General features: G+C 59.1%; 17 protein-coding genes. 5 read left to right on the top strand and 12 right to left on the bottom strand.

The window, feature by feature from the left end:
* Window position 1: 1 nt before the first annotated feature.
* The 6 genes from Q666_RS43850 to Q666_RS43825 all read right to left on the bottom strand — a co-directional run bounded on the left by Q666_RS43850 (window position 2) and on the right by Q666_RS43825 (window position 9,370).
* The gene (locus Q666_RS43850) at window positions 2–2,284 is read right to left on the bottom strand and encodes a cellulose biosynthesis cyclic di-GMP-binding regulatory protein BcsB (protein ID WP_161633283.1); all 2,283 of its coding nucleotides are present in this window, start codon (window positions 2,282–2,284) and stop codon (window positions 2–4) included.
* 11 nt (window positions 2,285–2,295) lie between these two features.
* Window positions 2,296–4,551, bottom strand: a complete 2,256-nt coding sequence (gene bcsA, locus Q666_RS43845; protein ID WP_023003274.1) for a UDP-forming cellulose synthase catalytic subunit — start codon at window positions 4,549–4,551, stop codon at window positions 2,296–2,298.
* 25 nt (window positions 4,552–4,576) lie between these two features.
* The gene (locus Q666_RS43840; RefSeq protein ID WP_023003275.1) at window positions 4,577–5,719 is read right to left on the bottom strand and encodes a LuxR C-terminal-related transcriptional regulator; all 1,143 of its coding nucleotides are present in this window, start codon (window positions 5,717–5,719) and stop codon (window positions 4,577–4,579) included.
* Between the two features lie 843 nt (window positions 5,720–6,562).
* A complete protein-coding gene (locus tag Q666_RS43835; protein WP_023003277.1) occupies window positions 6,563–7,918 on the bottom strand; it encodes an aminotransferase class III-fold pyridoxal phosphate-dependent enzyme in 1,356 nt (451 codons plus the stop codon).
* Window positions 7,915–8,595, bottom strand: a complete 681-nt coding sequence (locus Q666_RS43830) for an HAD-IA family hydrolase (protein WP_023003279.1) — start codon at window positions 8,593–8,595, stop codon at window positions 7,915–7,917. The genes Q666_RS43835 and Q666_RS43830 overlap by 4 nt, the downstream gene beginning before the upstream one ends.
* The gene (locus Q666_RS43825; protein ID WP_023003281.1) at window positions 8,585–9,370 is read right to left on the bottom strand and encodes an IclR family transcriptional regulator; all 786 of its coding nucleotides are present in this window, start codon (window positions 9,368–9,370) and stop codon (window positions 8,585–8,587) included. Before Q666_RS43825 ends, Q666_RS43830 begins: the two co-directional genes overlap by 11 nt.
* A gap of 269 nt (window positions 9,371–9,639) precedes the next feature.
* Here Q666_RS43825 and Q666_RS43820 point away from each other — a divergent pair, with 269 nt between their 5' ends.
* The 5 genes from Q666_RS43820 to Q666_RS43800 all read left to right on the top strand — a co-directional run bounded on the left by Q666_RS43820 (window position 9,640) and on the right by Q666_RS43800 (window position 15,449).
* Complete coding sequence (locus tag Q666_RS43820) at window positions 9,640–10,575, top strand: tripartite tricarboxylate transporter substrate binding protein (protein WP_031270417.1); 936 nt, start codon at window positions 9,640–9,642, stop codon at window positions 10,573–10,575.
* A 66-nt stretch (window positions 10,576–10,641) separates the two neighbouring features.
* A complete protein-coding gene (locus Q666_RS43815; protein ID WP_023003285.1) occupies window positions 10,642–11,181 on the top strand; it encodes a tripartite tricarboxylate transporter TctB family protein in 540 nt (179 codons plus the stop codon).
* A gap of 7 nt (window positions 11,182–11,188) precedes the next feature.
* On the top strand, window positions 11,189–12,709 hold the full coding sequence (locus Q666_RS43810) for a tripartite tricarboxylate transporter permease (protein WP_023003287.1): 1,521 nt from the start codon (window positions 11,189–11,191) through the stop codon (window positions 12,707–12,709).
* Between the two features lie 8 nt (window positions 12,710–12,717).
* The gene (locus Q666_RS43805) at window positions 12,718–14,205 is read left to right on the top strand and encodes an aldehyde dehydrogenase (protein ID WP_023003288.1); all 1,488 of its coding nucleotides are present in this window, start codon (window positions 12,718–12,720) and stop codon (window positions 14,203–14,205) included.
* 8 nt (window positions 14,206–14,213) lie between these two features.
* A complete protein-coding gene (locus Q666_RS43800; RefSeq protein WP_023003290.1) occupies window positions 14,214–15,449 on the top strand; it encodes a Tm-1-like ATP-binding domain-containing protein in 1,236 nt (411 codons plus the stop codon).
* A gap of 135 nt (window positions 15,450–15,584) precedes the next feature.
* Here the strand turns inward: Q666_RS43800 and Q666_RS43795 are convergent, their stop codons facing one another.
* From Q666_RS43795 to Q666_RS64785, 6 genes are all read right to left on the bottom strand, one after another.
* Window positions 15,585–18,146, bottom strand: a complete 2,562-nt coding sequence (locus Q666_RS43795) for an FAD-dependent oxidoreductase (RefSeq protein ID WP_023003292.1) — start codon at window positions 18,144–18,146, stop codon at window positions 15,585–15,587.
* 434 nt (window positions 18,147–18,580) lie between these two features.
* The gene (locus Q666_RS43790) at window positions 18,581–19,246 is read right to left on the bottom strand and encodes a hypothetical protein (protein ID WP_023003293.1); all 666 of its coding nucleotides are present in this window, start codon (window positions 19,244–19,246) and stop codon (window positions 18,581–18,583) included.
* A 111-nt stretch (window positions 19,247–19,357) separates the two neighbouring features.
* Entirely contained in the window at window positions 19,358–19,924 is a 567-nt protein-coding gene (locus tag Q666_RS43785) for a hypothetical protein (RefSeq protein ID WP_023003297.1), read from the bottom strand.
* A gap of 47 nt (window positions 19,925–19,971) precedes the next feature.
* Window positions 19,972–21,384, bottom strand: a complete 1,413-nt coding sequence (locus Q666_RS64790) for a caspase domain-containing protein (RefSeq protein WP_081713232.1) — start codon at window positions 21,382–21,384, stop codon at window positions 19,972–19,974.
* Between the two features lie 206 nt (window positions 21,385–21,590).
* A complete protein-coding gene (locus Q666_RS43780; protein ID WP_023003301.1) occupies window positions 21,591–22,169 on the bottom strand; it encodes a histidine phosphatase family protein in 579 nt (192 codons plus the stop codon).
* A gap of 111 nt (window positions 22,170–22,280) precedes the next feature.
* Window positions 22,281–24,665, bottom strand: a complete 2,385-nt coding sequence (locus Q666_RS64785) for a methyl-accepting chemotaxis protein (protein WP_023003303.1) — start codon at window positions 24,663–24,665, stop codon at window positions 22,281–22,283.
* Between the last annotated feature and the right edge of the window lie 374 nt (window positions 24,666–25,039).

Raw genomic sequence — 25,039 nt, 5'->3', positions numbered from 1 at the left:
GTCAGCGTCCGGACCGTTTGAGGGAGACGTAGTAGCTGAAGCCGAGGATCAGGCAGAACGCCAGCATGAACACGACGAAGTCGAGCATGTTGTGCGAGACCAATCCTGCCACGACGAGCCGGCTGTTCCTGAACTCGGACGGGTTTGCCAGCGAGGCAAAGTAGTTCGGATCGGACAGGCGTTCGGACGCAAACCGGTTGGTAGTCGCGTTATAGAGCGACGTGTCGCCGGTGAGCCAGGCAAGCCTGCCTTCGCGCAGCATCGTTTCCGTGCTGGCCTTGATGTCGTCACTCGTCAGGCCGGTCACGACGGTCCAGGTGTCCTGCTTGACCGGGGCTCCCATGAAGGCAACCCAGCTTTCCTTGGATGTCAGCGTCTTGGTGCGCTGTGCGATCAGGATGCTGTTGCCCTGCAGCGCGAAGCTGCGGTCGGACGGAACTTCGGAATTGAGCTTGAAGCCGACGCTGCGCCAGGCGGATCCGGCGTATCGCTGGATGCTTGCCATCAGGCTGGTGTCGTTTTCGTCAACAGACTTCAGCCCGAAAAAGCGGCCCACCTGACTGCGCGAGCCCTGCGTTCTTTCCGGGTCGAGCGTGTCCAGATAGGCTTCCTTGGCCATGCCCGACAGGCGATTGACCGGGGCAACAATCAGCCCCGGCTGATTGCCGACCGAGGCGGAGGCCGTCGTGATGGCGATCGGCCGGACCTGCTGTGTGATTGCTGCCGTTGCCACGGCAAGCTGAGCAGCGGCTTCCAGGCTTTTCGGGTCGTCGGCAAGCACCTGAATAGTAGTCGGCCGGTTTTCTGCTGGATTTTTCGGCAGAAGGTCGGAAGGAGACAGGCTCGGTGTCACGCGCATTCTGGCAAGTGCATCGAACTCGATCGTCGATGTGTCCGCATCAAGCGACAGCCGGTCGCCGTTGAGGCCGGTCGCGACGTCGCAGCTGGCATCATCTTCTGTCAGGGAAGACACTTCGATGCGCAGGTCGTTGAAGCCGGGTGAGAAGCCGCCAAGAGGGATATCGAGTGGATTGCGGGAAGAAATGCCGTCACGCGTCAGTTCCGCAGACGCAAGTGCGGCACCATTGGCGAAGACCTGCAGCCGGTTGGCATTGGACAGGTTTGCCAGCGCATCGATGTTCAGGCTGAGTTTGGCCTTGCCATAGTCTCCGACGAAGTAGTCGTCCGGCAGGCGGATCGAGAAGTCCTGCCGGAGAAGCCGGCCGTCAAAGCGTTTGCTGCTGACGCCGATCTTTGCCAGGGAAACCGTTTCGCCGGGTTCGATCTCGTAACCGAACTTGTTTTCGAAGGCGGCAATACCCCGGCGGCTTCCCAGCATCGGCTTGGCCTGCAGGGCCTGTTTGAAGGCCTCGATGGACTTGTCCAGAGCCGGGCGGTTCTCTGCCGCGAGAAACAGGGAAACCCTGCCTGTATCCGGTCGGTGGACGATAGCAAGGCCGGGGATTTCCGAGCCGGTGTCGCCAACGGCAAAGCCTGCGTGCGAAAGCTCGGCCCGAGTGCCGACAATGATATCCAGGCCGGCATCGTTGCCAGGCTCGTTCCTGATCTGGATGTCCGGGTTATGATATTTCCCGAAAGCCGCGACAGTCTGTGCAACTGCCAGGGCCCGGTCCAGATTTCCGGCGCTGGCCGTACCCAGTTGCAGCAGGCGCATGTTGGTGGCGCCGCTCTTGTCGTTCGGGACCGCGCGCAGCAGTTCAAGGCTGGCCGACACCTTCGGTGAGTTGTCCGGGCCAGGATCGAACACGATACCCGTGTTTGCCGGATTCAGCACCGTCCACAGTTCATAGGTGGCGGGGATCGTGCAGTCCACGCGGTGCTTGTGTTTCGCGATGAACCGGATTTCGTTGAACCCCTCGACCATCAGTCCGGGAGGGAGATCGAAGCTGCGCATCGAGCTTTGAGCGCCTGCGTTGAGTTCAATGTCGCCAACGGGCTGACCGTTGACCATGATGCTCATGCTGGAATGTTCCGGTGCAGTCGAAACCGCGGTCAGGTAGTCCACCTGCAGCTTGCGATAGAGAAGGACCTCGTCCCGCGGAGCGTAGACGGCCAGCCGGATTTCTGCCTGTTCGCCTTCCATCCGGAGCTGGTCGGCGGTTGCGGTCAGGCGGCGGATGGTGCTGCGGTCTTCGGTCTTGGTGTCGAGCACCGATACGTCGAGCTGCTGGGCAACTGCCGAAACAGGCAGAGCAATCAAGGTTGAGGCGACAAGCGCTGCCTTGAGGCAGGTTGCGGCTTTGAGGTGATACAGAGTTTTCATTGCTTCAATCCTCATTCTGCAGGTGCGAGGACGGATTCGGGCAGGTCCTGCTCGACAGGTGCCGGCTTGCGTTTCAGGCCGGACCGCAGGGCTGTCATGAGGCCGAGGACCGGGACGCGAATGCCGTAGTAAAGTGCCCATCTGGTCAGGCGCATCATGCCCGCGACGACCGAGGATCCCGTCAGCTTCCTGTTGTGCAGGGCTCTCGGTATTGTCAGGTCGGCAAACATCACGTCGCTGGAAACGATCGCTCGCGTTGCGACGGTATCGAGATAGGCGGCGCCGATCAGAATTCCCTTCGAGCCGGCCCGCTGGGAGGCGACACGAATGTTGATGCCTGTTTCGGCAAGCGCAGCGTCAGGTTCCGGCGTCGCATCGGCGGACCGGTCCAGAGATTGACGGGGATGGAATGTCAGGTGGCCGTTGTCGCCGAGCACGTTCCCCCAAGCTGGTGCTCTTTCAAGCTGAAGGAGCAGGCCGTTGGTGTTGGATTCCACCAGATTGACGGGGATGGTCTCGTCACGAAGGCGGAGCGTCGCCTTGCGATGGACCCGGATACGCGGTGCGGTTCTGACTTCCTTCCGTTCCAGGATGGCGCCGAGGGCTGCACCGGCAATGACCAGGTTGAAGACATGCCAGATGCCGACAACACCAAGCAGGGCAGTCTGGCCGGTGTCGTTCTGCAGCCGCCAGGCCAGCACGCCGGTCGTGAGGAGCATGACCGCGAAGACGATGATGTAGGGCCATGCGATGACCGACAGCTGTTCTTCTTCGAGTGTTTCACCCTTGGTCGTGACGTTGAACTTCGGCGCACGCGGGTTCATCAGCACGGAGAAGATCGCCGGGAACAGGTAGATTGACTGGATGTACTCGTAGAGTTCGGAGATCCAGGGCCACCTGAGCTTGCCATAGAGGCCGGACTGGATCGTTACCACCGCAAGGATGTAGGTCATCGTGTAGGCCAGGAATTCCTGCGGCGAGGCGATGTAGATCTTCATGTTGAAGAGGATGAACATCAGCGGTGCCAGCAGGAACACCAGCCGCGGGAACGGGAACAGCCAGAACATGGCACTGGACATGTAGGCGACGCGCTGCATGAAGCTCAGGCCCGGCTTGAACATCGGGTTCTTGAGCATCAGGATCTGCAGCATACCCCGGCACCAGCGGGACCGCTGGCCGATGAAAGAGGCGAGGGTGTCAGGCTGCAGGCCGGCGATCATCGGACGATCGACATAGGCGCTCTTCCAGCCGCGCGAATGCAGCTCGAGAGCGGTTTCGCAGTCTTCCGTGATCGAGACGCCCGAGAAACCGCCGACTTCATTGAGGGCTGCACGCCGCAGGACGGCGCCGGAGCCGCAGAAGAAGGTGGCGTCCCATTTGTCGAGGCCCTTCTGGATCATGCCGTAGAACATGTCGTTCTCCGAGGGCATGATGTTGTAGGTGCGCAGATTGCGCTCGATCGGATCCGGATTGAGGAAGAAGTGCGGTGTCTGAACCAGGAACAGTTCGGGGTCCTTGAAGTAGGCGACGGTTTCGCGCAGGAACTCCCGTGACGGTGCGTGATCGGCGTCGAAGACCACCACGAGATCACCTTCCGACCGCGACAGGCCGTAGTTGAGGTTTCCGGCCTTGGCATGTTCGTTGCGCTCACGAGCAAGATATGTCGCACCGAGATCTTCGCAGATCCGCTTGAATTCCTGGCTGCGCTCATAGGCGGCAAGGGCGGCCTTCTGGTCCGTGGAATTCAGCTTCTGAAGCGTTGCGCCATCGTCCAGGAGGAACACACGGAACTTGTCCTTCGGATAGTCCATGTTCTTGGCGGCGGCGATGGTGCAGGCGACGAGGCCCGGATCCTCGTTGTAGCTGGGAATGAACACGTCGACGGTCGGAGCATCGGCGTCTGAGTTCTGCACTTTGCGGGGACGCTCATAACGGTCGGAGACGATGAGCGCCGACAGGAAGAACATCAAGATGCAGAAGAGCTCAGCAACAAGCAGCAGGACGCCGGGAACGAAGTCGTAAAAGTTCTCGATCGGCGGAACCGTCTGTGTCACGCGCCAGTAGACGTAACGGCCGACGAGCACCCCTCCGAGGGTCAGAAACGTGACGCGTCCCAGAGTGCCCGGCAAGACCTTCGTGAATTGCATGGCAACCAGAACGAAGAGGCCGAGAAAGAGTTGAACTTCAACCGAAAGCGGCAGCGTGACGATGAAAAATGTAGCGATGGTCGCTATCGTCGCGAATACGTATAAAAGTAAGTTCAGCATAGCCTAAGTTCCTGTACTTTGTACGTTATTGGTCTGGTGCTATTTGAATTGCTTTCGTCACCGAGTTAACGAGCTCTATTTGTGAGCTTGTTGCGGTTCTTTGCTGTGCCATCGCAAGGTGATTTCTTGCGGTGTTGTAGCTGATCCCGATTTCCTCGGCGGCTTGTCTTACGGTTTTGCCGTCTATTATTTTTTTGATGATGCGCGCCTGCTGATGGGTGACCCCGGTCGCGGCTTTGATCGTCTCGGCGCTTACCTCGTTGGAGGTGGTGTCCGCGGTGATCAGGACCTTCTTGCGGAAATAGGATCTGACGGGATCCCGGGTTTCCTCGTCGGACACCTGGGACGGGATGGCCTCCACGAAGTAGCGGGGCCCACCGGCAATGCTCATGACGCGTGCCTGTTCCTGCCGAGTTGATCCGGTGTTTGCCGGGGCGTCGACCGGCAAGTCGCGAGAGTTGCGGGCAAAGAACGGTGCCAGGCTCAACGGTGCCTGGATCCTGCCGTCGATGAGGCGAAGCTCGCCGCCTTTCTGCAGGACCTTTTCCATCGCCGGGTTTTTGACAAGGACTGAGCCATTGCCGAAGAACACAAGCGCTGGCGACTTGATGTGTTTGATCCAGTATTGCGCGCTTGTCAGTTCGGTGCGGTTTCGCCCGTAAACGAGATCCTCGGCATAGGCCTCGAAGCCCCCGAAGATGTCATCCGCGTAAGCAACAACACCTTGGAAAAGACTGTCTGAAAAGCCGACTGGAACGTGGGCGGCAAGATAGAGCTGCAAACCCATTCCCAATTCGACCATGAGAACAGCCGCACGGTTGGTTTCAAGGGTTGTATCGCGCGACAAACCATCGGGTGTTGTTGCGGTGCAATGCAGGATCTCGGTGTCGTGTGTAACGGGGGTGCAGGAGTTGGCTTTTACTTGGGAGAACGTGTCTATTTCGTTCCCAAGAAGATGTTCGGCTTCCCAGGCTTGACGATTGTCATCAATTGTATAGCAAATCTCGATCTTCTTCCTTCTTGCATCCAGAACAAAGATGCTGAAGAGAAGAAATTCAAAGCGTTTGGCCAGTGCATAAGGAAAGTCTAAATTGCTTCGGTTGCGGCGTTCTTTTGTCTGGCCACCGTATAAAACACTTTCGTTAAAGTCCCTTCCTGCAAAATACATTTTTTGCTCCCAGGTAGAAATGGATTTTATTCGTGGCGACGATCTAAGTTCTGGCTCGATTCATTCTCTGAAATTGAATTTTATCTAAATCGATCGATTGGTTTCTTAGGGGGTTAATAAATTATTAAACCTTTTATACCGGAAACTTCATGCCGTTGCTCTAGTGCAATTGCATCAATTTTAAAGCAACTACAGTCTTGGTTAATTTATAACTCTAAGATAATTATAGAATATGCTTCAGTATTAAATGAGATATATCGATGAATACATTAAGATCATCGGGTTGTGTTCAGGAGATGGTTTTCGTTGAATTTGAAAAATGCAAGTCAAGGTGGTGTGCTTGCGTGTATTGCTGCGTTGCAGCATTTGTCGTGTTTTTCGATTTTTACTGTTTGCGTCGAAATGTCCCGAGGCGATGTCGCGAAATTCCTGGTGAAATCTGTTTGAGATAAAATTTTGTCTTGTTTGATTTAACTATTCAGATTGCCGACAAATTAGGCGGACTTGGCTAATTTGAGTTCAGGCTCGAGAATTGAGCGTTTTGCCTGCCTGAATTTGTGATCGAATTTTTCGAAACTTGATACGCGGCGGCCAGAAATGTCGCGCAGCGGTTGAAAACACTAGGAAAATTCGACCTCAAATTGGGGGGGGCAGCTTGCTGTTGAGACAAACAAACGAGCCAGGGCGCGCAAATCCCGTTGGCTGTTTGCGCGCCGCGTGCTGGTTTCTGATGGCAAGTGGCCTGTAGAGGATCCGAAGCCCTCGAGGTCTTGAGAGGGCTTCAGGGAAACGTGGTGGTGCCGGCCGTTGAGGCTTGAGCGTTACGGAGATGCTTCCGAGGGATTAGCCGGAAACGGCTTTCAGTCCGGTCTCGACCGCCGACAGGATTTTCGTCACGTTGTCCGATGTCACGATCAGCGGCGGCGAGAAGATGGCATTGTTTCCGGAGACCCGGATCATGACGCCGTCCTCATAGGCGGCCTGCTGCAGCTTCAGTGGGACATCCTTTGCCAAAGGTTTTTTGCTGGCGCGGTCGGAGACGAGTTCGATGGCGCACATCAGTCCTTCGCCGCGCACGTCGCCGATCACCTCGAAACGTTCCTGGAGACCCTTCAGGCCACCAAGAAGTTCCTTGCCGCGTGCGGCGGCGTTTTCATGGACCTTCAAACGTCGGATCTCTGCGAGGGCAGCCAGCGCGGCTGCCGCGCCGACAGGGTGGCCGGAATAGGTGTAGCCGGTATCGATGGACGCGATCCCACTGGTGTCCTTTTCAAAGACTTCGGCCACGTGCCCGGCGATCATCACCGCGCCGAACGGGAAATAGCCGTTTGTGATGGCTTTTGCCGTGCACATGAAGTCCGGCTGTACGCCCCAGTGGCGTGCGCCGCTCTCGCTGCCGGTGCGACCGAAGGCGGTGATGACCTCGTCGGAGATCAGCAGGATGCCGTTGCGGTCACATATCTCGCGCACCATCGGCATGAAGCTCGGATGGGGAGGCATGACACCACCGGCGCCGAGGACGGGCTCCATGATGAAGGCGGCAATGGTGCCGGCTCCCTGGAAGGCGATCTCGTCTTCGAGGGCGGCTGCGCAGAGCTGGGCAAGTTTCGCCGGATCGCTCTCGTTGAACGGGTTGCGGTAGGTGTAGGGAGCCGGAATGTGGAAGCAGCCCGGCAGCAGAGGCTCGTAAGCGTTGCGGAACTTGCCGTTGCCGTTGACGCTGGCGCCGCCGAAATGGGTGCCGTGATAGCCTTTCTTCAGGCTGAGAAACTTGGTGCGGCCGGCTTCGCCGCGAATGCGGTGATACTGGCGGGCGAGCTTGAGGGCGACTTCGACCGAATCCGAGCCGCCGGAGGTGAAGAAGGCGCGCGTCAGCCCGTCCGGGGCGAAGAAATCGGCAAGTTCGTAGGAAAGCTCGATCACCTTGTCGTTCGATGTGCCGCGAAAGATGGAGTAGTAGGGCAGGGCGTTCAGCTGTTCGGAGATTGCCTGTTTCACCGGTTCGCAGGAATAGCCGAGGTTGACGTTCCACAGCCCGCCGACGGCATCAAGAACTTCGTGCCCGTCAACGTCGGTGATGAAAACATCGCGGCCACCTGTCAGGATCGTCGGCAGATTGGTCTGGCTGTCGGCCGGATGAGCCATCGGATGCCAGACATGGCGGGCGTTGTTTTCCTTCAGGAAGTTGGAATCCTTCATGTCATGTCTCCTTGGAGTAAACTTGGCAGGCCGAGCAACGAAAGTGCCTGGTCATAGGAAGATCGGGGGGAAAGAACGTTGAAGTGAACCGTCTGCAGACCGGCCGTCTCCGCGCCGCGAATGTTGCGCAGCTGATCGTCGACAAAGACGCAGGCGGATGCGGGCAGGCCGAGTTCGTCCAGGCACAGCTGATATGCACGCGGATCCGGCTTCAGGATCCTGGTGTAGGTGGCATCGACGATGACGTCGAAATCATCCAGAAAAGCGAGCTTTTTCCTGAAGTCCGCACCATAGAAAAGGTCCAGCTCATTGGACAGGATCGCAAGCTTGCAGTCTGCCTGCCGGGCAATGTCGATTGCGGCCAGGGCTTCCGGCCGCATGACGGCATCGGGATCAGCGCCGCGCGCAGCCTTCACGAACTGGGCCATTTCCGTCCAGTCGTTGCCGGTCAATTCGGCAATTTCCTGCGTGCGCCGGTGCCAGTAGTCGCGTTCGGAAATCTCGTCTCGCTGCATTGCCTGCCAAAGACCGTCGGTTGCCGGATCAAACGGGCCGCGCCAGGTCAGGGTGCCGGGGGCGAGCCCGAGGGCCCGTTCGGTCAGGTCGTGGGTCTCGAACATCGTGCGAGTGACAACCCCGCCGAAATCGAGCACCAGAGCCTTCGTGTCATGCGGCATCGCGCCAGATCCTTCTCAAATCGACCGGGACAACGCCGCCGAGTTTTTCAGTGACTTCCGTCGCCGCGATCGGCAGGGAAATTCGGATTTTTGCTTTCAACTCATCGGTCATGCGAACGGTGGGGGCGGCAACGGCAATGGTGCCGACTGCCTCTGGCAAGTCGCCGAAGATCGGCGAGGCAAAGGAAGAGACGTGCTCTTCAAAACCCTGGTCGATAAAGGCAATGCCGTCGTTTCGAACCTGTTCGACAGTCTGTTTCAAAAGCTCGGTGTCGATGATCGTGTAGCCGGTGGAGGGTTTGAGCTTCGTCTTCAGAAGCTTCGGCAGCAGATCGATCGGACCGAAGGCCAGCATGGCGAGACCGGAGGCGGTTGCGTGCAGCGGCAGCAATTCAGCTTCGTCGAAATAGACCCGCGTGCCGTGAACGAGTGCGTCATGATGATAGAGCGGTGACAGGTGATTGCCTTCCCGCAAGGAGACATGAACCAGCTCCCCGAGTTCTCCAGCCAACTGTTCCACCAGTGGAGCGACAAGCCTTCTTGCCGGGAACAGTCGTTCGCGGACTGCTGCAAGACGCAGGATGGCGGGCCCCAGGCGATAGCCTTTGGTGCCCGGGTTCTGCTCCAGAAAACCGTTGGCTGTCAGTTCGGTCAGATGCCGGTGAACCGTTGCCTTGTCCTGGCCCGAAAGGTTGCGGAACTCGGTCAGGCCGATTTCCGAACGGCTGGCGGAAAAGTGGTTCAGCAGGCTCAGCGCTTTTGTGATCGTGCCCATGCTTCAGCAGTTCCTTTCCCGCAGGCGCCGGATTGAGGCTCCGGCATTCGACGGGACGATGTTGACATGTAGTTTCATTTGAAACAATATATTTTTAAACCGATGGTTTGTTATTTGAACCGTTTTGCGAGGTAAACAAAAGCGTCAGCGCTTCGATTGAAGGTTGACATCTTATTATTTAAGATCACAATAATTAACAAAGCAAATAAAAAATGACCAAGACCGGCGCAAAGTCCGGCTGTCACCTGACCAGAAAAGGGACTGTTGAAATGAAGAAGCAAGTGATCGCCCTGACGGCCGCGACATTGATGTCGGCAACGGCCGCTCTGGCTGAATATCCGGAAAAGCCTGTATCGTTCATCGTTCCGTGGCCTCCGGGGGACCTGGAAGACGTGCTGACCCGTCTGATCGCGGACAAGTTCCAGGAAATGTACGGTGTGCCGGCAGCGGTCGTGAACAAGCCGGGTGGCGGCGGTGGTCCGTTCCCTGGTGCAGTGGAAGTCGCAACGGCGCCTGCCGACGGTTATACGGTCGGCTCTTTCGTTACCGACGTGCCGATTGGTGGTCCGCAGATCGGAATTCCCGAACTTTCGCCGAACCCGTTCGAGCCGATCGGCATTTTCATGACCTATCCGTTCGTGATTGCCGCAGGTGCAGACGCGCCCTACGCCACGTGGGCGGAGCTGGCTGACTACGCCAAGGAAAACGAGATCGCTCTCGGCCATTTTGGTTCGTTCCTGCCGCCCACCCAGATCACCTTCGCTGCCGCCAAGACCTCCGGCTTCGACTTTGCCAGCGAAGCGGCTTTTGACGAGCTGAACTGCAACACGCTGGCCTCCGGCGATGTCGACGTCATCAACACGACACTGCAGCAGATCCAGCCGTGCCTCGGCGAGGTCAAGATCCTGGCCAGCATCGGCAAGGAACGGACGTCCCTGACGCCGAACGTGCAGACCATGCAGGAAATCAACCCGGATCTGTCGGTTGCGCTGTGGAACGGGCTGTTCGTTCACAAGGACGTTCCCGAAGATGCGCGGATCAAGATTTCCGAAGCTGCGCAAGCTGCGCTCAAGTCGCCGCAGGCGCTCGAGCTGATCGGCCAGACCGGCGTCCTGATTTACTGGCAGGACCCGGTTCAGTCCGAACAGCAGATCGAGGCTGATGCGGCGGCGCTTCAGAAAATCTCCGAGCTGATCGAACAATAAGGCGACTATTTCGGCCGGCGCATCTCGCGCCGACCGGTTGCTTTCGGGTTCCAAGGAGGGTTCGGCTTGGCGCGCATCAAGACGCTGCAGGAACTGTTCAAACGCTATCGCCGGCCCGGCGACATCGTGTTTGCAATCCTGTTCCTGGCATTTTCCCTATTTCTTCTGTCGCAGATCCCGGGTGAGACGGTCTGGGCCAAGCGGACCAAGTGGTTCGCACAGCCAAGGTTCTGGCCCACAGTCGCTATCGGCGGCATGGTGCTGTTCGCCAGCCTGCATTTCATTGGCTCGCTTTGCTCCAAGCGCATTCCGGGCCGATGGCGCGAGGTCGGCTTCTGGCTGAAGTCGTTCGAGTTCGTGGCCTATTTCCTGATCTACGTGCTCCTGGTACCGCAACTCGGCTATCTGCCGGCAACACTCGCCTTCACCTTGTTTCTGTGTGTCCGGATTGGCGAGGCAACGCCTCTCAACCTGGGTGCCGCGGTTGCCTTCAGCATTTCTGTGGTGGTGATCTTCCGCGCGTTTTTGCAGGTCAAGGTTCCCGCAGGCCACATCTACGAGGCGCTGCCTGACTGCATCCGCGCCTTTGCCCTGACCTATCTGTGAGGCGAGAATGGAACTGATCCTCTCCAGCCTGTCCATGCTTGCCCAATGGGACGTTCTTGCGGCCCTGGTGATCGGCTCCATCGGTGGTGTCATCATCGGCGCAATTCCTGGTGTCGGAGCTGCCGTCGCCATCGCAATCCTGCTGCCGGCAACCTTTTCCTTCGAGCCTATCGTCGGCTTGACGCTGCTGCTCGGCGTCTATGGCTCATCCATGTATGGCGGCGCCATTCCGGCGGTGCTGATCAATACACCGGGTACGGCGGTCAATGCGCTGACCACCTATGACGGCTATCCCATGACCAAGAAGGGGCAGGGGCATCGGGCGCTGTCGCTCGCCTATTCGGCTTCTTTCTTCGGCGGCATGTTCTCGATCCTGTGCCTGATCGTCCTCTCGCCGGTTCTGGCGATGATCGCACCGCATTTCGGCAGTCGCGAGATCTTCCTGGCCGCGTTGATGGGCATCATCCTGGTTGTGGTTGCGCACCGCGGACAGGTTTTTGCCGCCGGCATGCTGGCCTGTTTCGGCATCTTCCTGAGCACCATCGGCCTGGAGCCTGCCAAATACACGAAGCGCTTCACCTTCGACCAGAGCTGGCTCACCTCCGGTGTCGATCTCATCGTGGTGGTGCTCGGTCTCTTTGCGATCTCGCAAGCGTTGCTGCTGCTGGTCGACAAGGAACATCAACCCGGATCGGCCAAGGTCGAGGGCAACCTCTTTGCCGGGCTCAAGGAGCTGTTCGCGTTCAAACGGGTGGCGACCGTTTCTTCCGGCTTCGGTGTTCTCATGGGCATGATCCCCGGCGTGGGCGAATTCACTGCCCAGTTCCTGTCCTACACTTATGCGCAGAAATCCTCGAAGGACCCGGACCTTTTCGGCAAGGGATCACCGGAAGGGCTGATCGCTTCGGAAGCTGCCAACAATGCGGTTCCCGGTGCGGCGATGATCCCTTTGCTTGCTCTCGGCATTCCGGGAGAAGCGCTGACGGCAATGATGCTGTCGGTGTTCTATGTTCATAACGTCATCCCGGGGCCTCAGCTGTTCCAGGGGCAACTCGACTTTGTGGTCGCGCTCTATCTGGCGCTGATCCTCCTGAATATCATCGTCCTGATCTTCCTCCTGTCCTCCACGGGGCTGCTGCTCAAGATCATTCAGATCCCGACGCGTTTCCTGGGCGTGATGATCATGACGCTGTCCTTTGTCGGCGTGTTCTCGCTGCGCAACTCGGTGACCGACTGCGCGATTGCCGCCGGCTTCGGCGTCTTCGGCCTGGTGCTGAAGCGTCTCAACCTGCCCATTGTGCCGATCATCCTCGGCATGGTGCTTGGCGGGATCATGGAGGTGAAACTTCGCAGCGCCATGGCGCGGGTGAATTCCCCGCTCGATTTCATCGACAGGCCGATCGCCGCAATCCTCTTCACAGCGATCATTCTCATTCTCGTCCTGCACGTACGTACGGTCATTCGCGAGCAAAAGGCGCGACGGGATCGGGAAGAGGAAACTTCCGAAACCTCAACCCAGCAAGGGTAGGAACCAAGATGCTTGACCAGGCCGCAATCGACGTTTTGCGCAACCAGCCCGTTGCCGAGCAGGGGCATTTTGTAAACGGCGCCTTTGCCGCGTCCCGGGAGGGGGCGACGCTGGAGGTGCTTTCCCCCATCGACGGAAAACCGCTGACAAGGATCGCAAGCGGAACGGCCGCCGATGTGGGAGTTGCGGTTGAAGGCGCGCGCAAGGCGTTCGAGGATGGCCGCTGGTCGAAAGCCGCCCCGGCCCACCGCAAGAAGGTATTGTTGAAGCTGGCGGATCTGATCGAGACGAAAGCGCTTGAGCTTGCGGTTCTCGGCGTGCGTGACAACGGCACCGAGATCAACATGGCCTTCAAGGCCGAGGCTTTGTCGGCGGCCGGGTCCTTCCGGTACTACGCCGAAGCACTCGACAAGATCTATGGCGAGATCGCGCCGACGGCAGACAATGTGCTGGGGCTTGTCCACCGGGCACCGGTCGGTGTCGTGGGGGCCATCGTTCCCTGGAACTTCCCGCTGATGATCGGCGCCTGGAAGATTGCTCCCGCACTCGCCATGGGGAACTCCATCGTGCTGAAACCGGCGGAATCCGCCTCGCTCAGCCTGCTCAGAATTGCCGAGCTGGCGTCCGAGGCAGGGGTTCCGGACGGTGTCTTCAACGTCGTGACCGGCCCCGGCGCCGTTGTCGGCGAAGCCCTGGCCCTCTCCATGGATGTCGACATCCTGGTCTTCACCGGTTCTGGTGCGACAGGGCGGCGGCTTCTTGAATATTCCGCCAGATCCAACCTGAAGCGCTGCTATCTGGAACTTGGCGGCAAGTCCCCCAACATTGTCTTCAATGATGCGGCTGATCTGGCAAAAGCAGCCAAGGTGTCGGCGGCGGGGATCTTCCGCAATTCCGGGCAGGTCTGTGTCGCCGGATCGCGCCTGCTGGTGCAGGAGGACATTCACGACGATTTTGTTGCCGCGATCTGCCGGGAAGCGGAAGCTTTCAAGGTGGGCGATCCGCTGGATCTTTCCAGCCAGATCGGTGCGGTGCATTCGATGGCCCAGCTGGAGGCCGACCTGAAATTCGTGGAGACCGCGGAAGCCGAAGGTGCCGAGCGCCGTACCGGCGGTGAGCGGATCCTGACCGAGACCGGCGGCTACTACATGGCTCCAACCGTCATGAGCGGGGTCAAGCCGAGCGATACGATTGCCCGGAAGGAAGTGTTCGGGCCCGTACTGGCCGTAACCGCCTTCAAGGACGAGGAAGAGGCCATCCGGATCGCCAACGGCACCGAATATGGTCTTGCCGCCGGCATCTGGACATCGGATCTCGGCCGGGCGCACCGGATGATTTCCGGTGTCCGGTCCGGCGTCATCCATGTGAACACCTATGGCGGCTCGGACATGACCGTCCCGCTCGGGGGGATGAAGCAGTCCGGCAACGGCCACGACAAGTCGCTGCACGCGCTCGACAAGTATGTCGACCTGAAGACAGCCTGGATCCAGCTCTGAGGATATCCATGACCAAGACAATCCTGTCCATCGGGACCTACGACACCAAGAATGCCGAACTGGAATTCATCGAGCAGACCATACGCGACCAGGGCGGCGAGGTGCTGACGATGGATGTCAGCGTACTGGGCGATCCGGCCAGGCCGACCGGCATTTCCAAGCATGAGGTCGCCAGGGCAGGCGGCATGTCCATTGAGGACGTGATTGCGCAAGGCGACGAGAACAAGGCGTTTCAGGTGATGGCGCAGGGGGCGGCAAAGCTTGTCGCCGACCTTTATGCGCAAGGCCGCATCGACGGCATGATCGCGCTTGGCGGAACCATGGGGACGGACCTGGCACTCGATTGTGCCCAGGCGCTGCCGATGGGCGTACCGAAATTTATCGTGTCCACGGTCAGCTTCTCGTCTCTGATCCCGCCGGAACGGCTGGCGCCCGATATCCAGATGATCCTGTGGGCCGGTGGCCTTTATGGCCTCAACGAAATCTGCAAGTCGTCGCTGGCGCAGGCCGCAGGCGCCGTGCTGGGTGCCGCCAGGGCCGCGCAGATGCCGGATCGCTCAAAGCCGCTGGTCGGCATGACATCGCTTGGCTCCAGTTGCCTGTCCTATATGAAGCTTCTGAAACCGGCACTTGAAGACAGGGGGTATGAAGTCGCTGTCTTCCATTCCACCGGCATGGGTGGCATGGCCTTCGAAAGCCTGGCGCGGGAAGGGGCGTTCTGCTGCGTCATGGATTTCTGCCTGCAGGAATTCGGCAATCTCCTGGCAGGGTCGCTGGTCAGCAGCGGGCCGGACCGGCTGCAGAATGCAGGCAGGCTGGGCACGCCGCAGATCGTGGCGCCGGGCGCGCTTGATCTGGTGGATTTTGCCGGCTGGCAGGCAATCCCGGCGCAATATGCCGACAGGCCGTTTCACGAGCACAATCGTCTGATCAAGAGCTCCGTCTTCAACCCGCAGGAGCGCCGTCAGTGGGCGAATGCACTCGCCGACCGGCTGGAGGCGGCCAAGGGGCCGACCCATTTCCTGTTGCCGCTTGGCGGCATCGAGGCCTGGGACAAGGAGGGTGAGGAAGCCCACGATCCGGAGGGGCTGGCGGCCTTCATCGACGAAGTCAGGACAGTCTTCCCGGGCCGTATCGCGACGACCGAGGTTTCGGCGCATATCAACGACAAGGCGTTTGCGGATGCTGCGCTTGGCGTTTTCGACAGATGGGTCGAAGAAGGGATTGTCATGCGGGGCGGTTAAGGCCGCCGTGGGTGCCACGAAAGGAAAAAGCGCCGGCGAGCGGCGCTTTTTGGGGTCGTGAGATGGGGCTTTAGCTTGTTCTTGTGATCTGAGGTCAGCCCGTGGCAAGTCGTTGCTTGTCACGGGCCTTGGTCATCAGGACCGTGGTTTCTGGTTTTCCGGATCGTAGAGTGGCTGGTAGCCGACACCGGCGACCTCGACCGGGTAGGTTTCCGAGAAATACTCGACATTCAGCTTGCGGCCGACCTGGCAGTACTCCTGCGGCAGGTAGGCAAGAGCGATGTTCTTGCCGATGGTCGGGCCATAGGCGACCGAGGTCGTGTAGGAAATACGGCCCAGGCTGTCGACCAGCGTCTTGCCCGTGTCCGGATCCTGCACCGGCATCGCGCCGACCGGGTAACGTTTGACACCGCTTGCATCTGTGTTTTCAAGCATCACCAGCGTGCAGAGCATGGCCGGCTGCTTGTCGCGCTCCCGGTACTCGACGTGCTTTGCCTTGCCGCGGAAATCCGCTTCCTTGACCTTCGGGCGGGCCAGATCAGCCTCCAGGAGGTTATACTGGGTCAGAAGATCGGCGTTCTGCAGGCGCAAGGATTTTTCCATGCGGCGCGAGTTGGCGTAGGTTTCGACGCCGACTGCGATGACACCCGTGGACCGCAGAGCGTCCCAGACGGCCAGGCCGTCTTCGTACTTCATGTGCAGTTCCCAGCCCTGTTCACCGACATAGGACAGGCGCAGGGCCATGACGGACTTGCCGGCGATCTCGATCTGGCGGATGCCCGCAAACGGGAAATTTTCCGGATCGAGTGCTGCCGGATCGGCAACCACTTTCTTCAGGTTCTCACGGGCGTTCGGGCCCCAGATGCCGATGGTGGTGTACTGCTCGCTGACGTCGGTCACCGTGACGTCGAAGCCTTTGTCCTCGGCGATGCGCTTCACATAGTGATAGTCGCGCGGGCCGGCGTCCGCACCGTCGACGATGCGGCAGCGGTCTGCCATGCGGAAGACCGTGAGGTCGGCACGTACGTTGCCTTCGTCATCGAGGAAGTGGGTGTAGATACCCTTGCCGATGTTGGCATCGCCGCCGATCTTCGCGGCACACAGCCACTCCAGCAGTTCCACGTGGTCCGGGCCTTCGACGTCGAACATGTAGAAGTGCGACAGGTTGATGATGCCGCAGTTCTCGCTGAGTTCGAGCTGCTCGGCGTTGGAGACGCGCCAGAAATGGCGGTTGTCCCATTCGTTTTCACGAACCGGAACCCGGTCGCCGTACTTTTCCAGCAGATGCTCGTTGGCGGCATACCCATGCGCGCGTTCCCAGCCGCCCAGTTCCATGAAGTGGCCGCCGAGTTCAACCTCGCGGTCGTAGAACGGGGACCGCTTGACGCTGCGGCTCGTCAGGTAAGGCTCACGCGGGTGGATCGCCGGGAAATAGATCTTCTGCGCAGCTTCGTAGCAGCGGTCCTCGATGTATTTCTCGGTCAGCTGGTGGGAATAGAAGCGCGAATAGTCGATGGACGCATGGTCGATTTCAGTCCGGCCATCGGTGATCCAGTCAGCCAGCAGCTTGCCGTAGCCAGGTCCGTCCTTGACCCAGATCGCAACGCAGTACCACAGGCCGCGGACTTTCTGGCTTTCACCGCAGGAGGGGCCGCCGGCCGCGGAAACCTGCAGGAGGCCGTTGAAGGAATGGCCTTCGTTGTAGCCGATCTCGCCTAGGATCGGGGTCAGCTCCATGGCGCGCTCGAGCGGCTCCATGACCTGTTCCATTTCCAGATCGCGCTGGGAGGGGGACAGGCGTGCCTGATCCTTCTCCAGGAGATCGCGCGGGTGGCACATGCGCGGATGGGTCGGTTCGTAGTACCCCCACTCGATCTGGCCGCCTTCGGCCGTCTTGGGATCGCCCGTGTCGCGCATGTAGGCGGAGTTGCCCTGGTCGCGCAGCAGCGGATAGCCGATGTCCTTGCCGGTGCCTTCGAATTCGTTGTACGGGCCGAAGAAAGTCAGCGGATGGTCGACCGGCATTACCGGCAGGTCTTCGCCAACCATCTCGGCAATCAGGCGGCCCCACAGACCGGCGCAAACGATGACATGGTCAGCCATGATCGTGCCGCGGTGGGTCTTGACGCCCTTGATGTGGCCGTCCTCGACGATAAGGGACTGGGCCGGGGTATTGGCAAAGGCTTTCAGCTTGCCGGTCTTCTCGCCTTCATCAACAAGCTTGCCTGCAACCGTCTGCGAGCGCGGGATAACGAGACCTGCATCCGGGTCCCACATGCCGCCCTGGACCATGTCCTCTTCGATCAGCGGAAACTTTTCCTTGATCTCGGCCGGGGTCACGAGGCGCACATTGGTGCCGAAGGCCTTGCCCGAGGTCACCTTGCGCTTGATTTCCTCCATCCAGGTGTCGTCGCCGGTGCGCGCGACTTCCAGACCGCCGACGCGGGCGTAGTGACCCATCTTGTCGAAGAAGTCGATGGAGTACTGGGTGGTCCAGACGGACAGGTAGTCGTGGCTGGTGGTGTAGCAGAAGTCGGACGCATGGGCCGTCGAACCGATGTCGGTCGGAATGCCGGACTTGTCGATGCCGACAATGTCGGTCCAGCCGCGTTCGATGAGGTGATGTGCGATCGACGCGCCGACGATACCGCCGAGACCGACGATGACGATCTGTGCCTTGTCAGGAAATGCTGACATGTCTCATTCCTTTTTCATCGACCGGAGCGCAGTCCGCCTGCGTCCGGTCCGTGCGACTGCACCGGATTTCCGTTTCGTGGCGGCAGTATCGCGACTGATCGACAGGCAAAATAGCGTAATTGCGTCATGGCGGCATAAGCGCCACGACACGGTGGTTCAAATCGTCAGGAAAAGCTGGCTTGTGATTGCGACAGGCTGGTCGTGTTTCGATAACGCGGCACGGCACGAAAACGGCCGCGAATTATCAGGGAAATGTCAGGGTTTCGGGTGCGTGGTGAAGTATCCGGCAAGCGCGCCACGCCGGAAGGGAGTGGCGGCAAATGATAGGCGTTCACCGCGTTGCGCTCCGGCCATCATATCCGTCAGGTGAGGATGGTTGCCCCGGGGAAACGTAAGCCGGAAAGCTGCGGCCCGGGGCAACGCGTCAGGTCCAATCAACGAATGCTGCAGTTGCCTGAAGTCGATGTGCTGTTGATTGTGTAGCGCCACTTGGTCTTGCCGCCGTAGTAGCCAAGGCAGGGTCCGTCACAATAGCCGTTCTTGGCGTTCGAGAACTCCGAGAAACTGATGAAGCGGCAGCTGTTGCCGTCATAGGCGAATTTGTAGGTCCGCTTTGTGGTGCGGTCCTCGGCGGGGTCCTTTTCCTCTTCGGAAATCTCGACGATGCCGTTGCTGTAGGTGTAGCGCGAACAGATATTCCGCTTGTAGCCTTCCTCGATTTCCAGCTTGACGCAGTTGGTCCTGCCCTTGCCGGAGATGCTGCCGGAGGTCTTGACGCTTTTACCGTTCACAAACACGGTTCCCGCCTGGTTGTCCGGATCGGCGACCAGCAGATTGTCGCCGTTCTGGCGGATCAGAACGGCCGTGGTGCCTGTGCGGTTGTTGGTTTCGGTGAACGAGCCCTTGTTGGTGTTGGAATAATAGTCCTTCTGCTCGATCTTGATATTCGAGGTCAGGAAAATCTTCTTGCTGCCGAGATCGAAGGTCGCGGGAGCTGATTTGGAACTCTGGGCCGGGGAGGCGCCTTCCGGTGCCGTCGACTGGCAACCGGCCATACCCAGCATTGAGGTCGTCAATGCCAGGAACAAAATCTTCTTCACAATAAGTCTCCTTCCGGGAAAATGCCCTCCATCTGGAGGATCTTGAAATTCGATGTTGATGGATTTGTTTGGAGCTGTGGTTGCGGGTTTGCCGGTGCGCTGTCCATGCCGTCACTTTCCATAGACATCGGTTTGCGGACCGTCCTGAACCTTGCAAATGAGCGAGGTCGGCTTTCCATAGGCGTACTTGAGCTGGGTGTTGGAGAAGTGCTCCTGCCTGAACTCCAGGATCCGGCACTCCTTGCCGTTCATTTCCAGCGTGAATGCGTTTTTCCGGATGTATCCGTCTTCAACCATTTCCATGGTGTGGACTGCATGAAGACGGTTTGCGGAGAGCCGCTCAACATCCACGAAATGGACGATGGGGTCGCCAGATTTGGTTTTATTGACCCTCTCACCTGATCCCGTGCCGGTTGGTATCCGGACGCCTTCCGTTTCGAAGTTCGAGTGAAACGAAAAGGAATAGAACAGGTCGTCGTTCCCGGCGAAGAAGATGGCGGCGAGATAGAACCACGCGCTGTGTTCCCAGACGCAGGACTGTGTGCCGTCGGCAAAACCGCAGATCGGCATGGTGATGTCGATCGTTATGGTCTTGCCGGACATGTCGTCCGCGCTTGCGTTTCCTGCAAAGCCGGCCGCAAGAAGCAGGCTGGCTGCCAGAGTTTTTATCAACCCCATCTTGCCCCGATCATCTGAAACTCGAGCACGTGTGCCGCTCTGCCAGGTCAGTCACAATATTGCTGGCCGTTGAACGTGAAGCAGTTGCCTCCGGATGAGGAGGACTGGGGACTGGGTTTCGACTTCGTGTAACACTGCCCTGCTGAAGAGAGCAGTTGTCCGGCCGGGCAGGTTTTCAGAACACACTCGTTGTTCTTCAATACGTAGCGGGCGGAACAGGTCAGCGGACATATCCTGCCGTCGAGCTGCCGAAGTTTCTTCAGGACAGCCGCGTTGGGAGACAAGGACGCAAGCTGAAGCTTGGCTTCGTTCCTCAAGGTGTCGAGCGCGCGGCCACTTTTCGGGCCCCAGACACCGTCTGGCGAACCTGCGTCGCAGCCAAGCCTGTTGAGTTCCACCTGGACGGCCCTCGTCAGTTCCTTCGGGTCGGACGGGACCGGAGCTTCGTTTATCGGTTGCTCGGCTTCGCTCGGTGCAAGACTTGCCTGGACCTGCGGCTTGTCTTCGAGGTCCTTCAGTCGGTTGGCGGCTACACCTGCGAAAAGGCCGTTTGGAAACTGGGCGAGATAGGCGCGCAGTTCCGAGATGGAAGGATTGTCGCGAATGGCGGTCCAGTAGGCGACGTCGAGGCTGCCCTGGCTGCCGGCTTCTCCGGCGGTATCGTCTGGCAGCGGACCGTCTTCATAAAAGTAGAAATCACCGGTGATCGAGCTGACTTCCCAAGGCACCTGCCGGTCGGCGGTTTCGGCCAGAACATCGCGCCGGGCCTGTTTGAAGACGGATTCAATCGGCTCGCCGGGACTGGTCTCGATGGCGCGGCTGAGGGCGGCCGTGTAGGGGGAATTTCCGGCGGAACCGTCCATCGCGACCTGCCCGGGTGACGTCGCATAGGCGATCAGGGTGCCCATTGGTGCATCGATGGGGGCAAGGCCACGGGTGGCCGAGCGGAAAGAGCCTTTGAAGGGATTGTTGCGGCAGGCATCCAGTACGACGATGTTCACCGGACTGCTGGACGAGTTCATCACCTTGAGGAAGTCGTTGACGTTGATGCCCTCGAGATCGACCTCGTCCTCATCCGCCAGAAGGGCGTTCACTGGGATGAGATAATTCTCCCCGCGTACCTGCACACCGTGCCCGGCGTAGTAGATCAGGCCTGCTTCGATCGACGAATCCCGCAAGGTGCGACCAAACTCGAGAAGTTCCCGCTTCATATCCCTGTAGTTGCCGTCGATGAGTTGCCTCACTTCAAAACCGGCATCGCCCAAGGTTTTTGCCATGAGAAGGGCATCGTTTTCAGGGTTTTTCAGAGATTGAATATGTTCGTAATTCGAATTGCCGATGATGAGTGCGACACGCTTACCCGCAAAGGCGGATCCTGTACTGGAAATTATTTGAATAAATACGATGGTCGTTAAAATGACGCCTAAACGAATAATATGTGCTGGCAGCAAATAGTTCACTTGTAGCCCCCGCTAAGTGAATGAAATAAAGCAGTTCTTGCTGAATACTCTCCTTTGTATAGCTGCAGCACCGGTTTCCTGTCCACAGCGTCAATGGAGGAAGACCATTGCCAAAGTGACGGGTTCGTCCTGTCTTCCGGTTTTGGTCTTGTATTTTTCGCGGGGGAAGGTGCTGGGCGTGCAGAACGGGGGCACGCCCGCAGTCTTTAGCTCCAGACCGTTTCCTGTCCGTTTTCAAGCACATGAACCACGCCCTGCGGTTCCTTGAGGCTGAGGATCCCGGTGTCATCGAGGCCAAGAACGATACCTCGAATAACCTTGCCGATCTGGCCATGGGCCACTGCGATTGTCGGTCCCGTCAGGCCTGCAAGCCAGGCTCCGGCGCGCTCACGCATCTGCTGCAGTGTCTCGCCACCCGGCGCGCCAAAATACCAGGTGTTGCCGGGCTTGCCGTTCATGTGTTCGGGATACTTCTCGAACATCTCGGGTCTTGTCAGGCCGCTCAGACCGCCGACATCGATCTCAACGAGCAGGTCGGTTTCAACCGGCGAAAAGTCGAAGTTCTGCTGCAGGTACTGCGAGGTTTCCAGGGTTCGGCCCAAGGGGCTGACCATCTGGTCGTAACCTTCGGCTGATACCAGTTCGCGGGCGAGGATCTTTCCCAAGAGGGTCGCCTGCTCGCGTCCCTTTGCGGTCAGGGGAGAATCCAGCCGGCCTTGCGCACGGCCGATCAGGTTCCATTCTGTTTCGCCGTGGCGCATGAAGATAATTTTCGGATGGGTCATCGGATTGTCTTTTTAAGTGTCATGTTGGCGGTCCGTTCGGGTCGAACCGGTTTTACAGGGGGGAAACTGGGCGGGCAGCAGTCAGTGCTCCCGCCCGGCAGGCGTTTGATCTCAGGCTGCCGCCACTTCGTTGAGGAATGTCGTCACGGTCGACCGAATGCGTGCTGTCTGCTGGTTCAGGTTGTCGGAGGCATTCAGAACATCGCTTGCGGATTTCCGGGTGTCGCCGATCGCATCCGAAACGCTGGACATGTCTTCGACGACCGCCATGGTTCGATTGGAGGCGAGGGCGGCATTCCGCGCGATTTCGTTTGTTGCGTAGCCCTGTTGCTCAACGGGAGCAGCAATCGCGCTGGTGCACTCCGAGACGTCCTGCATGATCGCGACGATCTCGCCGATGGCCGTAACCGTTTCCGATGCGGACGCCTGCATGGCCGCAATCTGCGAGGCGATTTCGTTTGTCGCTCTTGCGGTCTGGGTTGCCAGCGACTTGACCTCTGCCGCCACAACGGCAAAGCCCTTGCCGGCTTCCCCGGCACGAGCCGCCTCAATGGTGGCGTTGAGCGCCAGCAGGTTGGTTTGTTCGGCGATCTCGGAAATCAGGGAAACAACGCCTTCGATGCTTTGTGCGGTTTCCGCCAGGCCGGTGATCTTGCTGCTGGTCCGGTTGGCGTTGTCCGCGGCGTTGCTGACGATCTGGCTTGACGTTTCCACCTGCCGGGCGATCTCGGCAATCGAGGCAGCCATCTCGTCGGTGGCAGCCGCGACGGCCTGAACGTTGCCGGAGGCTTCGTTCGAGGAACCGGTGGCGTTGCCGGTGAGGGAAGATGCCGTTTCGGCAATCACCGTCATGGACTGGGCAGTGTCCTGCATCTGTCCGGCATTTTCGGACAGGCTCTTCAGGACGTCCTGAATGTCATTGCGGAACCCGGCCACCAGCCTGTCTATATGCTGTTGGCGCTCCTCACTGGCCAACTGGCTTTGCAACCGTTCTTCGCCGAGGCGGCGGTTTTCCAGCAGGCTGTCACGGAAAATCAGGAGTGCCTGACGGAGCTGCCCAACCTCGTCGCGTGTGACCGCACCGTCGATCGTGACATCGACATCGCCGTCAGCCAGGCGACGGGTCGCAGCTGTCAGAACGGACACCGGGCGGGCAACGGTGAACCAGAGTGCAACTGCCGCCGCAATGCCGAACACCAGCCCGATCGCGGACACCGCCAACAGGATGAGTGTCGACCTTGCTTCCGTACTGGCGGCACTGGTTTCCAGCCTTGCGTTGAGCGCGGAAATGCCTTCGGCAAACTTTGTCTCGGCAGTGTCGGCAGCAGCAAGCGCAACCCGGAAATCTGCCATGGCCGACGACAGTTTCGCAAAGGCGCTGCCCAGGGTTTCGATTGCGGTGCGCGCTGCCACCGCATCGGCTCCCGTCAGCATGGTGGACAACACCTGTTCCTGTTGCATCTGCAGGGCCGCGATACTGTCGAGCACCGCCTTGCGGGTAAGATCCGACCGGTTGACCTGGAACTGCCAGAACGCATCTGACAACACCCGGGCTTCGGCAGCAAAGTCGTCGCCGGCTTTGGCCTCGGCAACAGCGGATCGGGCAAGTCCCTCGATCGCCAGCATGTCGCCGTGGGCCGTCTTGAAGGCGCGGCCAAGGTCATTGCGCACGGCATCGGTCAGTCCGGCAAGGCTGTCAAAGCCCTTGGTCAGGGCGTCTCTCCTGGACAGCGCCTGGGAGGGATCCTTCTGGACGGCGGAGAGCAGGGCGCGCATGGCGTTGGCGCCTTCGGCAAGGTCACGCGCGGGCTGCAGGTTTTCCGACACGGTTGCGGAGGACGTCAGCTTGCGGATCAGGAGATAGTACTTGCCGAAGGATTTGCTGACCGCCTTCATGTGAGCCGCGTCCGGATGTCGAAACAGGGTCTCCAGATCCAGCTTGAGTTGCATGGAATGGGCGCTGGCAAGTGTTGCTGCCTGCGCGAGTTCACTGGCTGCTTCCCCGCTTGTTCTCAAGGATTGCAGCTCGTTGACCAGTTTCTGTTCGCGTTTCGCTGCCGCCTGGGCAACGCTGTGGCCGATCGCCATCAGGTTTTCCAGGGATGTCGTCATCTGCAGGCGTTTGCGTTCGATTTCTTCCTCGGAGGCAACCAGGGTGTCGAAAGCAGTCGAGAATGCCGCAATGTTGCCGGTCGCCGAGGCAACGTCTTCTCCGTCTGCTTGCAGAACGGACAGCGTCGCGGAGATGTCGGTCATGCTGTCCTTCACCACGGAGACGTCATCCGGATCGCCGGATTCGACGTAACGCGCTTTCAGGCGGTTCAGCTGGGCCATGGACATCAGGGCAGAGCCCGTTGTCTGGGAGGTTTGAATTGCCCCGCCCATCTGGCGGGTCGCGACATAGCCGACGACCGCAACGGACATTGTAAGCAGAACGGAAACAGCCATGCAGATGGCGAGTTTCATCGATATCGGAAGATTGCCGGCGGCTCTCATGTTTCCCCCATGAATCGAGTTTCAGTGGTTCACTGAACTCCATGCCGCCACAGGAGTAATTCGGGAAAGCTAGGTGGTAGTTGTTACCAAACTATTTATGACCAGGTCAGTTTTATCGGTGAGGCAAGTGCCTAGCCAAAGTTGACTAATATCACCGAGCATCGGAACCTTCTTTGATCCGCCGAATTGCTTGAAAGGCATTGCGATTTTCTTCGCGGTGCGAGACCTGTATCGCGATTCCGATATCAAAAACTTGACCTTGCGTCATATTGGCAAGTGTTACTGCGAAAGATGGCCCGTGAACTGACGCTCACGGGCCCCGGCGCCCGAACCTTGGGCTTTCAGCTCCTCCCGGCCGGCAGTGGCGGCCGCCC

It is taken from the genome of Labrenzia sp. C1B70, from assembly GCF_000475395.1.
Classification (GTDB): Bacteria; Pseudomonadota; Alphaproteobacteria; order Rhizobiales; family Stappiaceae; genus Roseibium; species Roseibium algicola.
Note: the sequence above shows the minus strand (reverse complement) of the source record. Positions and strands in the feature narration are given on the sequence as shown.